Genomic DNA, 15,040 nt, shown 5'->3' with positions numbered 1-15,040 from the left:
GGAAAAAGGGCGGTGTGATGGCTGGCACAGGACGGGTTGAACATGGCCGGGTCCCTCCTCCCGGCCACGTTCGTGGCGCGTCCTGTGCTCGCGCTCACGTCATCAACGGACCTTGCGTTCGTCCACCAGCGAAGCCACGACCGACGGATCGGCCAGGGTCGAGGTGTCGCCGAGCTGGTCCGGCGCGTTCTCGGCGATCTTGCGCAGGATGCGGCGCATGATCTTGCCCGAACGGGTCTTCGGCAGGCCCGGCGCCCACTGCAGATGATCTGGCGTAGCGATCGGGCCGATTTCCTTGCGCACCCAGGCGACCAGTTCCTTCTGCAGCTCGTCGCTCGGCGCCTCTTCCGCGACCAGGGTGACGTAGGCATAGATGCCCTGGCCCTTCACGTCGTGCGGGAAGCCGACCACGGCGGCCTCGGCCACCTTCGGATGCGAGACCAGCGCGCTTTCCACTTCGGCGGTGCCGATGCGGTGGCCGGATACGTTGATCACATCGTCCACGCGGCCGGTGATCCAGTAGTAGCCGTCTTCATCGCGGCGGCAGCCGTCACCGGTGAAGTAGCTGCCCGGGTAGGTGCGGAAGTAGGTATCGATGAAGCGCTGGTGGTCGCCATACACCGTACGCATCTGGCCCGGCCAGGAATCACGGATGATCAGGTTGCCTTCGGTCGGGCCGTCCTTGATCTCGCCATCGGCGTTGACCAGGGCCGGCTGCACGCCGAAGAACGGCAGGGTGGCCGAACCCGGTTTCAGATCCATCGCGCCGGCCAGCGGCGAGATCAGGATGCCGCCGGTTTCGGTCTGCCACCAGGTATCGACGATCGGGCAACGGCTGTCGCCGACCACCTCGTAATACCAGCGCCAGGCTTCCGGATTGATCGGTTCGCCGACGCTGCCAAGCAGGCGCAGCGACGCGCGCGAGGTCTTCTTCACCGGCTCCTCGCCCTCGCGCATCAACGCGCGGATGGCGGTGGGGGCGGTGTAGAAGATCGACACCTTGTGCTTGTCGATCACGTTCCAGAAGCGCGAGGTATCGGGGTAGTTCGGTACGCCCTCGAACATCAGCGAGGTCGCGCCATTGGCCAGCGGGCCGTACACGATGTAGCTGTGGCCGGTGACCCAGCCGACGTCGGCGGTGCACCAGTAGATGTCGTCCTCGCGCAGGTCGAACACCGCTTCATGGGTGTAGGCCGCGTACAGCAGGTAACCGGCGGTGGTATGCAGCACGCCCTTCGGCTTGCCGGTGGAACCGGAGGTGTAGAGGATGAACAGCGGATCCTCGGCGTTCATCGGTTCCGGTTCGCAGCTGGCCGGCTGGCTGTCGACCACGTCATGGAACCAGCGGTCGCGCGGGGCCTGCATGTCTACCGCGCCGCCGGTATGGCGCACCACCAGCACGGTTTCCACGGTATTGGTGCCGGGCAGCTTCAGCGCCGCATCGACGTTGGCCTTCAGCGGAATCTTCCGGCCACCACGCAGGCCTTCGTCGGCGGTGATGATCAGCTTGCTCTGGCAGTCGCTGACACGGTCGGCGATCGAGTTCGGTGCGAAGCCACCGAACACCACCGAGTGGATCGCGCCGATGCGCGCGCAGGCCAGCATGGCCACGGCAGCGTCGACGATCATCGGCAGGTAGATGGTGACCCGGTCGCCCTTCTTGACGCCCAGGTTGCGCAGCGCGTTGCCGAGACGGCAGGTGCGCTCGTACAGCTCGCGATAGGTCACGTGCTGGGCCGGCGCATCCGGGCTGTCCGGCTCGAACAGCAGGGCGGTCTTGTCGCCGCGTTTTTCCAGCTGGCGGTCCAGGCAGTTCACGCTGGCGTTGAGCTCGCCATCTTCGAACCACTTGATGTGGAAGTCGGCCAGGTCGTAGCTGACGTTCTTGATTCTGGTCGGCTTGCGCGACCAGTCCAGCCGCTCGGCGGCCTTGCCCCAGAACGCATCCGGATCGGACACCGAGGCCTGGTACTGCTGTTCATAGGAGTTCTTGTCGATACGCGCCTTGGCGGCGAACTGCGGATCGACGGGGTAGAGATCAGCCATGGCACCCTCACTTGCACGTTGACTTTGTGTGTGCAGCCGCAGCATTGCCGCAGCCGTTCCCCCTCAGTTTGCCCCATCCACCCCCGGTCGCGTCACCACTTCGGTTAGACCTTGGTCGAAAGTCGGGCCCCTGCAGGCCCGGGTTCGACCAATGGCCAATAGCCGGTGCGTGCAAACGCCCCGCAGTCTCGGCTCGACCGTGCCCCACGCGCGGCATCACCTTGCCACTTGGGAGAGAGGGCAACATGAGCCACCGTACGTTGAAAGCCGTGCGCACACCTTTGGCGGCCTGCCTGTTGGTCGCCCTGGTCGCACCGGGCATGGCGTTCGCCGAGACCGCCAAAGAGAAGGCACTGGAGTCACGCGTCGCCGAACTGGAGCGGCAGGTGCAGGCGCTGCTGGCGTCGCAACAGCAGCAACAGACCCAGATCGTGCAGACCCAGCAGGCGGTCACCGACGTCCGCACGCTGCAGGCCGAACAGAAGCCGGCGGTGCCTGCCGGCAAGCAGCCGATCCAGGTCACCACCATTACCCCCGGCGCCGCGCCGGGTACCACGGTCAAGATCGGCGGCTTCATCAAGGCCGATTTCCTGGCCACCCAGACCAGCGATGGCCAGCTGGCCGACGATGCCACCGGCCGCGCGCTGTACCTGCCCGGGCAGACACCGGTGGAAGGTGCCGGCGGCAGCGGCAAGCGCTCGGACGTGGACTACAACGCCCACGCCAAGTTCTCGCGCTTCAACCTGGGCATCGACAACGTCAGCGAGTCGGGCAACAAGGCCGGCGCGTTCTTCGAGATGGATTTCTTCGGCAATTCGCTGGGCAACCAGACTGCCACCAACACCTATGGCGTGACCCTGCGCCATGCGTACATGTACTGGAACAACTGGATGGCCGGCCAGACCTGGTCGAACTTCATGGATGCGGCATCGCTGCCGGAAGCGGTCGACTTCGTCGGTCCGACCGATGGCGTGATCTTCGTGCGCCAGGCCCAGCTGCGTTACACCAAGGGCGGCTTCAGCGTCGCGCTGGAGAATCCGGAAACCACCACCCTCACCGGTACGCGCAATCCGGTCACCGGCGCCTGGACCAATGCCAGCGCCAACTCCGATCGCGGCAGCCTGCCGGACCTGACCCTGCGTTATGGCTGGAAGGGTGACTGGGGCACCTTCGGTGTCGGCGGCGTGGTCCGCCAGCTGAAGGTCGACAACCAGGCCACCGGTGCCAAGGCTGACAAGGTGGCAGGTGGCCTGACCCTGGGCGGCAAGTGGGTGATGGGTGACAGCGATTCGCTGCACTACCAGTTCACCGGTGGCGAGGGTATCGCCCGCTACATCGGCCTGGGCATCACCGCCGATTCGGCCTATGACGTGGCACGCGACGAACTCAACCCGACCGGTGTGATCGCCGGCTACGTCGGTTGGCGCCATGCGTTCTCGCCGAAGCTGCGCACCAACCTGATCTACGCGCGCAGCGACTACGACAACGACAGCATCCTCGGCCCGCTGGTGACCAAGAGCGTGCAGAGCATCCGCGGCAACATCTTCTATTCGCCGATGCCCAAGGTCGATGTCGGTGCCGAGCTGATGTACGGCAAGCGCGAGATCGAGAACGGCAACAAGGGCGACATCACCCGTCTGCAGTTCACGACCAAGTACAGCTTCTGATCGAGTGCCGACCAACGGTCGGCACCTACCGAGATTGAGTGCCGACCATGGTCGGTATCTACCAAGACTGCGTGCCGACCAAGGTCGGCACCTACAGAGGGAAAGCGTCCCATGTCCACAACACCTGCACCGGCGAAAGCCCAACTTACCCAGGGACACAAGAAGGTCATCTTCGCGTCCAGCCTGGGCACCGTTTTCGAGTGGTACGACTTCTTCCTGTATGGCTCGCTTGCGGCGATCATCGCCAAGCAGTTCTTCAGTGGCGTCAATGAAACCACGGGCATGATCTTCGCCCTGCTGGCCTTTGCTGCCGGCTTCTTCGTGCGACCGTTCGGCGCGGCCTTCTTCGGCAGCCTCGGCGACCGCATCGGCCGCAAGTACACCTTCCTGGTCACCATCCTGATCATGGGCATCTCGACCTTCCTGGTCGGTGTGCTGCCCAACTACGCATCGATCGGCTTCGCCGCACCGGTGATCCTGATCGTGCTGCGTCTGGCCCAGGGCCTGGCGATGGGCGGTGAGTACGGTGGCGCTGCCACCTACGTGGCCGAACACGCACCGGCTGACAAACGTGGCCTGTACACCAGCTTCATCCAGTGCACCGCCACGCTGGGCCTGTTCATGTCGCTGCTGATCATCCTGGCCTGCCGCTACTTCCTCGGCAACGAGGCCTTCGAGGCGTGGGGCTGGCGCATTCCGTTCCTGGTCTCGATCGTGCTGCTGGGCATCTCGGTGTGGATCCGCCTGCAGCTCAGCGAATCTCCGCTGTTCCAGCAGATGAAGGCCGAAGGCAAGGGTTCCAAGACGCCGTTCCGTGACAGCCTGAAGGGCGGCAACCTGAAGCTGATGCTGCTGGTTCTGCTCGGTGCTGCTGCTGGTCAGGCGGTGGTCTGGTACGGCGGCCAGTTCTACGCGCTGTTCTTCCTCAGCAGCATGCTGAAGGTCGATGCCACCACCTCCTACCTGCTGATCGCAGCCGCGCTGGCACTGGGCGTGCCGTTCTTCATCTTCTTCGGCTGGCTGTCCGATCGTATCGGCCGCAAGAAGATCATCCTCGCCGGCTGCCTGCTGGCCGCCATCACCTACATCCCGATCTTCAAGGGCCTGACCCACTTCGCCAATCCGGCCATCGAAGAAGCCCGCAGCAGCTCGCCGGCGCTCGTGGTTGCCGATCCGAACACCTGCTCGTTCCAGTTCGATCCGGTTGGCCTGCGCAAGTTCACCAGCTCCTGTGACGTGGCTACCGCTGCGCTGACCAAGGCCGGCGTGCCGTATGACGTGCAGCCCGCCGCCGCCGGCTCGCTGGCGATGGTGAACGTTGGCAGCGCCAGCGTGACCTCGTATGAAGCGGCCGGCCTGAGCAAGGAAGACGGCAAGGCCAAGGCCGATGCGTTCGGCGCGGAGTTGAAGGGCGCACTGGTCACTGCGGGTTACCCGGCCAAGGCTGATGGCTCGCGCATCAACATCGCCGGCACGATCTTCATGCTGTGGCTGCTGGTGCTGTACGTGACCATGGTCTACGGCCCGATCGCCGCCTATCTGGTCGAACTGTTCCCGACCCGCATCCGCTACACCTCGATGTCGCTGCCGTACCACATCGGCAACGGCTGGTTCGGTGGCTTCCTGCCGGCGATCTCGTTCGCGCTGGTGGCCGGTACCGGCAACCTGTACTACGGCCTGTGGTATCCGATCATCATCGCGCTGATGTCGGTGGTGGTGGGTGGCCTGTTCCTGCGCGAGACGAAGAACGTGGATATCACCAAGTAGGAGTGATGTTCATTGGATGAAGGAGAGGCCGTGGTGCAGACCACGGCCTTTTCGTTTCCCTGTAGCGCCGAGCCATGCTCGGCGACCGCGCAACGCGCGGCACAAAACTCCGCAGACGCGAACAGACAGCGCTCAATGCCGTCATCGCGGTTGACAAGCATCCGAAGCCACACGCCCTCTCGCGCCCGGGGTCAGATCCCTTTCGCACGCGAAAGGGATCTGATCCCATCGAGACCGCCGCCTCACGTGCGCACGCCGTATAGTCGCGGAATGAGCACCTCAGCCGCCGACCTCCCCGCCATCCTGCACACCCTGCGCAGCACTTGGCAGGCCCAGCGCCCTTCGCTCGACCAGCGCGACGCCGACCTGCGCCGCCTGCGCGAGGCGCTGCAGACGCGCATGGATGAAATGGCCACGGCCATCGCCGAGGACTTCGGCCACCGCGCCCACGTCGAATCAAAGCTGGCCGATGGCATGAGCGTGCTGTCGGCCATCGATCACCTGCGCCGCCACCTGCGACGCTGGTCGAAGCCGCGTCATGCGTCTGCTGGCTGGAAGCTGTGGCCAGCGCGCGCGCAGCTGCGGCCGACACCGCTGGGTGTGGTCGGGGTGATCTCACCGTGGAACTATCCGGTCACGCTGGCGTTGGTGCCGTTGGCCACTGCGATTGCCGCTGGCAACCATGTGCTGCTGAAGCCTTCCGAGCACACACCTCACACCAGCGCGTTCCTGGCCGATCTGTTGGCCAGCGTGTTCCCGCCCGATCGCGTGGCGGTGGTGCAGGGTGGGGCGGACGTGGCTGCGGCGGTGTCTTCGCTACCGCTGAACCACCTCGTGTTTACCGGTTCCACCGCGGTCGGTCGCAAGGTGATGGCGGCGGCGGCGGAACATCTGGTGCCGCTGACGCTGGAGCTGGGCGGGAAGTCGCCCGCCATCGTCTGCCGCGATTTTCCGTTGGATAGGGCCGCGGCGCGGCTGGCCACCGGCAAGTGGTTCAACGCTGGCCAGACCTGCATCGCGCCGGACTACGTGCTGATCGACAGCGTGCGGCAGCGCGAATTCGTGCAGGCGCTGCAGCAGCAGGTGCGCGAGCGTTACGGCGATTTCAGCGATGCGGGTGACTACACGCGGATCATCAACGAAGGCCAGTACCGGCGCCTGCAGGGCTATCTGGCGCAAGCCCGCGAACGTGGCGTGCCGGTGATTGCGTTGGCGCAGGTGGATGAGGCGCGCGCCGACCGCGAGCGCCTGCTGGTGCCAACGGTAGTGCTGGACCCGCCGGATGACCTGGACCTGATGCGCGAGGAGATCTTCGGCCCGATCCTGCCGGTGCGGGCGTATCCGGACCTGGATGCGGCGCTGGCCGACATCGTGGCCCGCGACCGGCCGCTGGCGTTGTATCCCTTCAGCCACGACCGCGCGACGGTGGAGCGTATCCTCGGCCAGGTGCTGGCGGGCGGGGTGACGGTGAATGACACGCTGCTGCACTTCGCCGCTGATGGTTTGCCGTTCGGGGGAGTTGGCGCCAGCGGCATGGGCGCGTATCACGGGCAGGCGGGGTTCGATGCCATGAGCAAACTGTTGCCGGTGTTGTGGCAGTCGCGCTGGGCGGCCAGTGACCGGCTGCGGCCGCCGTATTCGAAGATTGCCGGGTTGTTGAGGTTGCTGCTGCGGTGAAGCCATTCCGGTGACGCATTCCCGTAGAGCCGAGCCCACGCTCGGCTGCTCTTGGCTGGTCCAGGCAGAAGCAGCCGAGCGTGGGCTCGGCTCTACACGGGAAGCCGGGCCGACCCCCATCCCGGCCACCCGGGTAGAATGCCCGCATGAAGATCGCCTCGTGGAACGTCAATTCGCTCAATGTCCGCCTGCCGCACCTTGAGCAGTGGCTCAAGGACTTCGGCCCGGACATCGTCGGTATCCAGGAAACCAAGCTGGAGGACCACAAGTTCCCGGATTCGGTGCTGATCGCCGCCGGTTACCGCAGCGTATTCGCCGGGCAGAAGACCTATAACGGCGTGGCGCTGGTGTCGCGCGAGCCGGCGCAGGACGTGCAGATCGGCATTCCCGGCTTCGAGGACGAGCAGAAGCGGGTCATCGCCGGCACCTTCGGCGACCTGCGGGTGATCAACCTGTATGTGGTCAACGGCCAGGACATCGGCACCGACAAGTACGAGTACAAGCTGCGCTGGCTGGAGGCGGTGCACGCGTGGATCGCCGAAGAACTGCAACGGCATCCGAAGCTGATCGTGATGGGCGACTTCAACATCGCTCCCGATGCGCGCGATGTGCACGACCCGGAGGTGTGGAACGAGAATCACATCCTGACCTCCACCGCCGAGCGCGGTGCGCTGGCCAAGCTGCTGCAGCTGGGCCTTCACGACGGCTTCCGTCTGCACAACGACGAGGCCGGCACGTTCAGCTGGTGGGATTACCGGGCGGCCGGTTTCCGCCGCAACCTCGGCCTGCGCATCGACCTGAATCTGGTCTCCGATGCACTGAAGAGCAGTGTGGTGGCCTCGGGCATCGACCGCGAGCCGCGCACCTGGGAACGCCCCAGCGACCATGCACCGGCGTGGGTGCAGTTGGGTTGAACGAACGGGGCCCGGCGATTGCCGGGCCCCGTATTCAAGCGGTGTTCCGCGTCAGCGTATGCTCTTGCGGGTGAACAGGTTGACGATCGCCAGCAGGATCACCGCGCCGATCAGCGAGAACAGGAACGTGCGGAGGGTGATCGCTTCATTGATGCCGCCGCCGAACAGCCAGCCGGAAATCAGTGCGCCAACGATGCCCACCACGATGTTGAGGATGATGCCCTGCTGGCCATCGCGCTTCATGATGATGCTTGCCAGCCAGCCGACGATGCCGCCGACGATCAGCCAGATGATGATTCCCATGATCGACTCTCCGGTGGATAACCGAGCCCAGTTGACGCGCAACGCTGTGAACCCGTCGTGCAATCCCGTGATGGCCGCGTGCGGATGAGCCTGCCAGCCACCCTCGACGGCCCCTGGCGGTTTGGTCCGGTTACGGTCTGGCGCTGCCCGCACGTGCCCGGTCAGCGCGGTGAGCCGCAGGCCCGGCAGGTGCTGGCACAGGCCCTGGGCGGCGAGCCGGATGCGCTGCCGCTGCTGCGCGATGACAAGGGCCGCCCCGAGCTGAGCGGCGCGCTGGCCCACTACGGCACCGGCTGGAGCCACAGCGGCGAGGTGCTGCTGGTGGCGCTGGGCGAGGGCGTGCGGTTGGGCGTGGACCTGGAACTGCTGCGGCCGCGCCCGCGCATGCTGGAAATCATCCAGCGCTTCTTCCATCCCGACGAAGTGGTCTGGCTGCAGGGCCTGGACGAGGCCGACCGCGAGCATTGGTTCTTCCGCGTCTGGTGCGCCAAGGAAGCCATGCTGAAGGCGCACGGGCAGGGCATTTCCTTTGGCCTGCACCGCCTGCAGCTGGCCCCGGCCGCCGATGGCGCGCTGCACCTGCGCTGGTGCGACCCGGAACTGGGCGAGGCGGCGCGCTGGCACCTGCACGAGTGGCAGGCCAGTGGCCAGTTCCGCGCCGCATTGGCCTGGTATCCGCAGTGAATCGCCGAATCTGCAGTGAAAACCGGCGATAATGTTGCAATGAGCGAACACGATCTTCCCGCCGGCGTAGCGTCCACGCTGCAGCAGGGCCTGGCCAGCATGGGCCTGGCCGCCGAGCTGGCCCCGCCGCTGCTGCGCTACCTGGCGTTGCTGCACCGCTGGAACGGCACCTACAACCTCACCGCCATCCGCGATCCGCAGGAAATGGTCACCCGCCATCTGCTTGATTCGCTGGCGATGCAGCCGTTCGTGGCCGATGGCAGCCTGGCCGACCTCGGTACCGGCCCCGGGTTGCCGGGCATCCCGCTGGCGATCGCCTGCCCGGGCCTGCAGGTCACCCTGGTGGAAAGCAACGGCAAGAAAGCCCGCTTCATGCGCGAGGCGGTGCGCCAGCTGGGCCTGGGCAATGCCCGCGTGGCCGAGTCGCGCGCCGAAGCGCTGGCCGAGCCGGGCAGCTACGATCAGCTGACCGCGCGCGCGATGGACACCCTGGCCGGCATCGTCCGCGTCGGTGGCCACCTGCTGCGCCCCGGTGGCGTGCTGCTGGCCATGAAGGGCGTCTACCCGCATGAGGAGATCGCAGCGCTGCCGGCCGGTTGGCAGGTGCGCGAGGTGGTCCCGCTGAGCGTGCCCGGCCTGGCCGGCGAACGCCATCTGGTCACTGTCACAGGCCCCTGAACCCCGCCGCCACCCCCTTGTGGAACAAGCGGTTGGCGATCCACGATTTCCGCACGGGCCCGGTTGTACGCATAATGACCGGTCCCAGCACACGTCGACGAGGCACACCCGCATGGCCCGCATCATCGCCATCGCCAACCAGAAGGGTGGCGTCGGCAAGACCACGACCGCCGTCAACCTGGCCGCTTCCCTGGCCAACGCACCCAAGCGCGTGCTGTTGGTCGACCTGGATTCCCAGGGCAACGCGACCATGGGCAGTGGCGTGGACAAGCGCGAGCTGGTCTCCTCCACCTACGATCTGCTGCTGGGCGAGTCCAGCGCTGCCGACGTGCGCGTGCAGACCGCCGAAGGCTACGACCTGTTGCCGGGCAACATCGACCTGACCGCGGCCGAGATCCAGCTGATGGCGCAGAGCGAGCGCGAGCAGCGCCTGAAGCGCGCGCTGGCGCCGATCCGCGACGAGTACGACTACATCCTGATCGACTGCCCGCCGGCACTTTCGCTGCTGACCCTGAACGCCCTGGCCGCCGCCGATTCGGTGATCGTGCCGATGCAGTGCGAGTACTACGCGCTGGAAGGCCTGAGCGCGCTGGTGGAAACCATCGAAGCGCTGCGCGCCAACCTCAACCCGGCGCTGGAGATCGAAGGCGTGCTGCGCACCATGTTCGATGTGCGCAACAACCTGGCCAATGCCGTGTCGGCCGAGCTCACCGAGCATTTCGGTGACCGCGTGTTCCGCACCATCGTGCCGCGCAACGTACGCCTGGCCGAGGCGCCCAGCCATGGCCAGAGCATCGTCGGCTACGATCGTGCTTCGCGTGGCGGCGTGGCCTACCTCGGCCTGGCCGGCGAGATCATCCGCCGCAACAACGAACGCAACAAGGCCACCAAGGCCGTGGAGACCGTCTGATGACCAGCAAGCCTGCCGCCAAGAAGCGTGGCCTCGGCCGCGGCCTGGACGCCCTGCTGGGGCCCAAGGGCGCGGTCAGCCAGGTGCAGGCCAGCACGGCGGTGATCGAGCCGCTGCCCGGTGAAGTGCTGCGCAAGCTGCCGGTAGGCCAGCTGCAGCCGGGCAAGTACCAGCCGCGTCGCGAAATGGACCAGGGCAAGCTGTCCGAACTGGCCGACTCGATCAAGTCGCAGGGCGTGATCCAGCCGATCCTGGTGCGCCAGCTGCCGGCAGGCAACTTCGAAATCGTCGCCGGTGAACGTCGCTGGCGCGCCTCGCAGCTGGCTGGCCTCGACGAAGTGCCGGTGGTGGTGCGCGAGCTGGAAGACCGCACCGTCATCGCGATGGCGCTGATCGAGAACATCCAGCGTGAAGACCTCAACCCGCTGGAAGAAGCCGAAGCGCTGCAGCGCCTTATCAGCGAATTCACCCTGACCCATGCCGAGGCGGCCGAGGCGGTCGGCCGCTCGCGCGCGGCGGTGTCCAACCTGCTGCGCCTGCTGGAGCTGCCGATCGCCATCCGCCTGCTGCTGGAAACGCGCCGGCTGGAGATGGGGCACGCCCGCGCGCTGCTGACCCTGGCCCCGGAACTGGCCAGCAAGCTGGCCCAGGAAGCGGCCGATGAGGGCTGGTCGGTGCGCGAGGTCGAGCGTCGTGCGCAGGCGTTCGCCGCCGGCAAGGTGCCGAGCAACCGTCCGCAGCCGGTGGCCAAGGTGCAGCAGGCCGATATCGCCTCGCTGGAGACCGAGCTGTCCGAAGTGCTGGGTACCTCGGTTGCGATCAACCATGGTCGCGGTGGCAAGGGCAAGCTGATCATCCATTACGCCAACCTGGACACGCTCGATGGCGTGCTGGAGCGGCTGCGCACGCGCCAGGGCTGACCCCGGCGCAGTTTCATGGGCGCACGGCCTGTTCCTGCCGTGCTCCGTCGATTGCAGGGAACGCACCGCCGCGCGTGCCGGAGGCCGCGTCGTCCACCGCAGGTGGGCCGCTCCGCCCCGTGGCTCATCCAGGGAGCAGGACATGACCATTGAAATCGACGACGTCAGCCCGGGCGGCAGCCCGATTCTCGTGCACAGCCGCGAGAAGGACTTCACCCCGGCCCACGGCGAAGAACACATCGAGGCGATCAGCGCCTACATCGAGCGTCATCTTGGCCCGATCTCCGGCGTCTTCCACGAAATCATCTCCGATATCGTGCACATCGACGTGCACGTGGTGCCGGCCAGCGACGCGTGTCCGTACCTGCGGCTGGTGACCTCGGGCATGAGCGATCTGCCGATGGCCGTGCCCGATGAGGTGGACGCCCCCCGGCACATGGAACTGATGGTGACCTTGCCGGCGGATTGGCCGATCACCCAGGATGCCTTCGAGGACGAACGCAACTATTGGCCGGTGCGCCTGTTGAAGACGCTGGCACGGCTGCCGCATGAGTACGACACCTGGCTGGGCTTCGGCCACACCATTCCCAACGGTCATCCGTCCGAGCCCTATGCGCCGGGCGTGGGATTCGATGGCGCCATCGTGCTGCCGCCGGTCACCACTCCGGACGACTTCGGCACGCTGGAGCTGGAAGACGGCAAGACCATCGAATTCATGGCGATCGTGCCGCTGTACCCGGAAGAGATGGATCTGAAGCTGAAGAAGGATTCGGAAACCCTGCTGGACCGCTTCGATGCGAAGAACATCCAGGATGTCATCCAGCCGGGGCGCACCAATGTGGCCAAGAAGCGTTTCGGCCTGTTCTAGGCCCTGCGCGTACCATCAAACTCTGTAACCGTTGAATTGACCGCTGAATTCCAGGCCCACCGCAATGACCATCCTGCTTACCGGCGCAGCCGGCTTCATCGGTGCCTACACCGCGCGTGCCCTGCTTGATGCGGGTCAGTCCGTGGTCGGCCTGGACAACTTCAACGATTACTACGACCCGCAGATCAAGCGCGACCGCGTGGCCGCACTGTGCCCGACGCTGGACCTGCGCACGCTGGACCTGACCGACCGCGACGGCCTGGCCGCGCTGTTCGACGAAATACAGCCGACGGCGGTGATCCACCTGGCCGCACAGGCCGGCGTGCGCTATTCGCTGGAAAACCCGCACGCCTACGTCGACAGCAACCTGGTCGGCTTCGTCAACATGCTCGAGCTGTGCCGCCACCGTGGCGTGCAGCATCTGGTGTATGCATCCAGCAGTTCGGTGTATGGCGATTCGGCTACGCCGCCGTTCTCCGAAGACCAGCGCGTGGACCAGCCGCGCTCGCTGTACGCAGCAACCAAGGCCGCCAATGAACTGATGGCCTACACCTACGCGCAGTTGTATGGCCTGCATGCCACCGGCCTGCGCTTCTTCACCGTGTACGGCCCGTGGGGTCGGCCGGACATGGCGCCGCTGCTGTTCTCGCGCGCGGTGCTGGCCGGTCGTTCGATCGATGTGTTCAACGAAGGCCGCATGCAGCGCGACTTCACACATGTCTCCGACATCGTTGCCGGTATTCTCGGCGCCCTCGCGCACCCGGCTGATGGTCCGGTGCCGCACCGGGTGTTCAACCTCGGCAACCACACGCCGGTCGAGCTGGAGCGCTTCATCGGCGTGATCGAGCAGGCCGCTGGTCGCCCCGCGCAGAAGGTGTACAAGCCGATGCAGCCGGGCGACATGGTACGCACGATGGCCGATACCCAGCGCGCACATGACGCATTTGGCTACGAACCGGTCATGCCGATCGAACAGGGCCTGCCGCCGGTGGTGCAGTGGTGCCGCGAGTATTTTGCTGATCGCGCGTGAGAACGCATCCTCACACTGCCGGATTCATCTTCGGATAACCTCGGCGTCGGAAAATGCGCGGTCTTTGTCCCTCCTTGGCCGAGTCCCCCCATGAGCCAACCCGAGCTGTCCGTCGTCGTCCCAGTATTCAACGAGCGCGACAACGTCGCGCCCCTGGTGGCCGAAATCACCGCTGCACTGCGCGGCCGGCTGCCGTTCGAGATCGTCTACATCGACGATCATTCGCGCGATGACACCCTGGCCGTGCTGCAGGGCCTGAAGGCCACCACGCCGGAACTGCGGGTGCTGCACCACGTTTCTCAGAGCGGGCAGAGCACCGCGGTACGTACCGGCGTCAAGCATGCGCGTGCACCGTGGATCGCCACCCTCGACGGTGATGGCCAGAACGATCCGGCCGACATCCCCAAGCTGCTGCAGGCCCGCGGTGCCGCCGATGCCCAGGTGAAGCTGTTCGCCGGCTGGCGCGTCAACCGCCAGGACAGCGGCAGCAAGCGCTGGGCCAGCAAGTGGGCCAACGCCATCCGCGCGCGCATGCTGCGCGATGACACCCCCGATACCGGCTGCGGCATCAAGCTGTTCGAGCGCAACGCCTTCCTCGATCTGCCGTACTTCGACCACATGCATCGCTACCTGCCGGCATTGATGCAGCGCGCCGGCTGGACGACCACCAGCGTGCCGGTCAATCATCGCCACCGCACTGCGGGCGTGTCCAAGTACAACAACCTCGGCCGCGCACTGGTCGGCATCCGCGACCTGCGTGGCGTGGCCTGGCTGATTACCCGCAGCAAGCGCACCGCGGTGGAAGAGCGATGATGGGTCTGGCGCTGCACTGGCTGGACCAGCCGCTGACCTGGCTGTACTGGACCGGCCTGCATGTGACTGGCTGGAAACTGATCGGCTACACCGGTGCGTTGATGTTTGGCGGCCGCTGGCTGGTCCAGTTCGTTGCTTCCAAGCGCGCCGGCAAGCCGGTGATCCCGCGCCTGTTCTGGTACATGAGCGTGGTCGGCAGCCTGATGACGCTGAGCTACTTCCTGTTCTCGGCCAAACAGGACTCGGTGGGCGTGCTGCAGAACCTGTTCCCTGCGTTCACCGCGTTGTACAGCCTGCAGCTGGACATCAAGCACCGCGGCTGGAAGCGGGACAAGGCCAGCCACTGAGACGTTGGTAGATGCCGACCTTGGTCGGCACCGCTGTGCATCGGTAGCGCCGGGCCATGCCCGGCGGCTCTGGGATGACCGCCAATGTCGGCCGCGCTGCGCGCTCGCGGGGCATGGCCCCGCGCTACCTCGCGCCTTCGGCGCTGGGGTCCCGGCCTGCGGCCGTTCCCGGTCCTGCCTGGGTAGTGCATCGGTAGCGCCGGGCCATGCCCGGCGGCTGTGGGATGACCGCCAACGTCGGCCGCGCTGTGCGCTCGCGGGGCATGGCCCCGCGCTACCGCGCGCCTTCGGCGCTGGGGTCCCGGCCTGCGGCCGTTCCCGGTCCTGCCTGGGTAGTGCATCGGTAGCGCCGGGCCATGCCCGGCGGCTGTGGGATGGTGGCCAACGTCGGCCGCGCTGCGCGCTCGCGGGGCATG

The 15,040-nt window shown here is 66.2% G+C and carries 14 protein-coding genes; 12 read left to right on the top strand and 2 right to left on the bottom strand.

All coding sequences use genetic code 11. From position 1 onward, the window contains the following. Positions 1-102 precede the first annotated feature (102 nt). Positions 103-2,046 carry an acetate--CoA ligase gene (gene acs, locus CR156_RS19470; RefSeq protein ID WP_100554030.1) on the bottom strand — a complete coding sequence of 648 codons (1,944 nt, stop codon included), beginning with the start codon at positions 2,044-2,046 and terminating at the stop codon, positions 103-105. 245 nt (positions 2,047-2,291) lie between these two features. Here acs and CR156_RS19465 point away from each other — a divergent pair, with 245 nt between their 5' ends. From CR156_RS19465 to xth, 4 genes are all read left to right on the top strand, one after another. After that, a complete protein-coding gene (locus CR156_RS19465) occupies positions 2,292-3,713 on the top strand; it encodes a DcaP family trimeric outer membrane transporter (protein WP_100554029.1) in 1,422 nt (473 codons plus the stop codon). A 111-nt stretch (positions 3,714-3,824) separates the two neighbouring features. Continuing rightward, the gene (locus CR156_RS19460) at positions 3,825-5,480 is read left to right on the top strand and encodes an MFS transporter (RefSeq protein ID WP_100554028.1); all 1,656 of its coding nucleotides are present in this window, start codon (positions 3,825-3,827) and stop codon (positions 5,478-5,480) included. Between the two features lie 270 nt (positions 5,481-5,750). After that, positions 5,751-7,157, top strand: coding sequence for a coniferyl aldehyde dehydrogenase (locus CR156_RS19455; RefSeq protein ID WP_100554027.1), 1,407 nt, complete (start codon positions 5,751-5,753; stop codon positions 7,155-7,157). Between the two features lie 146 nt (positions 7,158-7,303). Continuing rightward, a complete protein-coding gene (gene xth / locus CR156_RS19450; RefSeq protein WP_100554026.1) occupies positions 7,304-8,071 on the top strand; it encodes an exodeoxyribonuclease III in 768 nt (255 codons plus the stop codon). 51 nt (positions 8,072-8,122) lie between these two features. Here the strand turns inward: xth and CR156_RS19445 are convergent, their stop codons facing one another. Beyond that, positions 8,123-8,374 carry a GlsB/YeaQ/YmgE family stress response membrane protein gene (locus tag CR156_RS19445; protein WP_025878785.1) on the bottom strand — a complete coding sequence of 84 codons (252 nt, stop codon included), beginning with the start codon at positions 8,372-8,374 and terminating at the stop codon, positions 8,123-8,125. Positions 8,375-8,458: 84 nt separating this feature from the next. Between CR156_RS19445 and CR156_RS19440 the strand changes: the two genes are divergently transcribed. From CR156_RS19440 to CR156_RS19405, 8 genes are all read left to right on the top strand, one after another. Continuing rightward, complete coding sequence (locus CR156_RS19440; protein WP_089237883.1) at positions 8,459-9,058, top strand: 4'-phosphopantetheinyl transferase family protein; 600 nt, start codon at positions 8,459-8,461, stop codon at positions 9,056-9,058. 39 nt (positions 9,059-9,097) lie between these two features. Continuing rightward, on the top strand, positions 9,098-9,736 hold the full coding sequence (rsmG, locus tag CR156_RS19435; RefSeq protein ID WP_099819925.1) for a 16S rRNA (guanine(527)-N(7))-methyltransferase RsmG: 639 nt from the start codon (positions 9,098-9,100) through the stop codon (positions 9,734-9,736). Positions 9,737-9,848: 112 nt separating this feature from the next. After that, positions 9,849-10,646, top strand: a complete 798-nt coding sequence (locus CR156_RS19430) for a ParA family protein (RefSeq protein ID WP_025878788.1) — start codon at positions 9,849-9,851, stop codon at positions 10,644-10,646. Next, positions 10,646-11,566: a ParB/RepB/Spo0J family partition protein gene (locus CR156_RS19425; protein ID WP_089237881.1), complete on the top strand. Its 921-nt coding sequence runs from the start codon at positions 10,646-10,648 to the stop codon at positions 11,564-11,566. The genes CR156_RS19430 and CR156_RS19425 overlap by 1 nt, the downstream gene beginning before the upstream one ends. 142 nt (positions 11,567-11,708) lie before the next feature. After that, positions 11,709-12,434 (top strand): suppressor of fused domain protein, encoded by a 726-nt coding sequence (locus CR156_RS19420; RefSeq protein WP_100554025.1) that lies wholly within the window; start codon positions 11,709-11,711, stop codon positions 12,432-12,434. A gap of 64 nt (positions 12,435-12,498) precedes the next feature. After that, positions 12,499-13,464 carry an NAD-dependent epimerase/dehydratase family protein gene (locus CR156_RS19415; RefSeq protein WP_100554024.1) on the top strand — a complete coding sequence of 322 codons (966 nt, stop codon included), beginning with the start codon at positions 12,499-12,501 and terminating at the stop codon, positions 13,462-13,464. Between the two features lie 90 nt (positions 13,465-13,554). Next, a complete protein-coding gene (locus CR156_RS19410) occupies positions 13,555-14,277 on the top strand; it encodes a glycosyltransferase family 2 protein (RefSeq protein WP_100554023.1) in 723 nt (240 codons plus the stop codon). Beyond that, positions 14,277-14,624, top strand: a complete 348-nt coding sequence (locus CR156_RS19405) for a lipid-A-disaccharide synthase N-terminal domain-containing protein (protein ID WP_032973852.1) — start codon at positions 14,277-14,279, stop codon at positions 14,622-14,624. Before CR156_RS19410 ends, CR156_RS19405 begins: the two co-directional genes overlap by 1 nt. The last annotated feature ends 416 nt before the right edge of the window (positions 14,625-15,040 follow it).

Origin of the sequence: Stenotrophomonas lactitubi, from assembly GCF_002803515.1 — a bacterium.
Lineage (GTDB): Bacteria > Pseudomonadota > Gammaproteobacteria > Xanthomonadales > Xanthomonadaceae > Stenotrophomonas > Stenotrophomonas lactitubi.
This window is presented reverse-complemented; position numbering and strand designations above follow the sequence as displayed.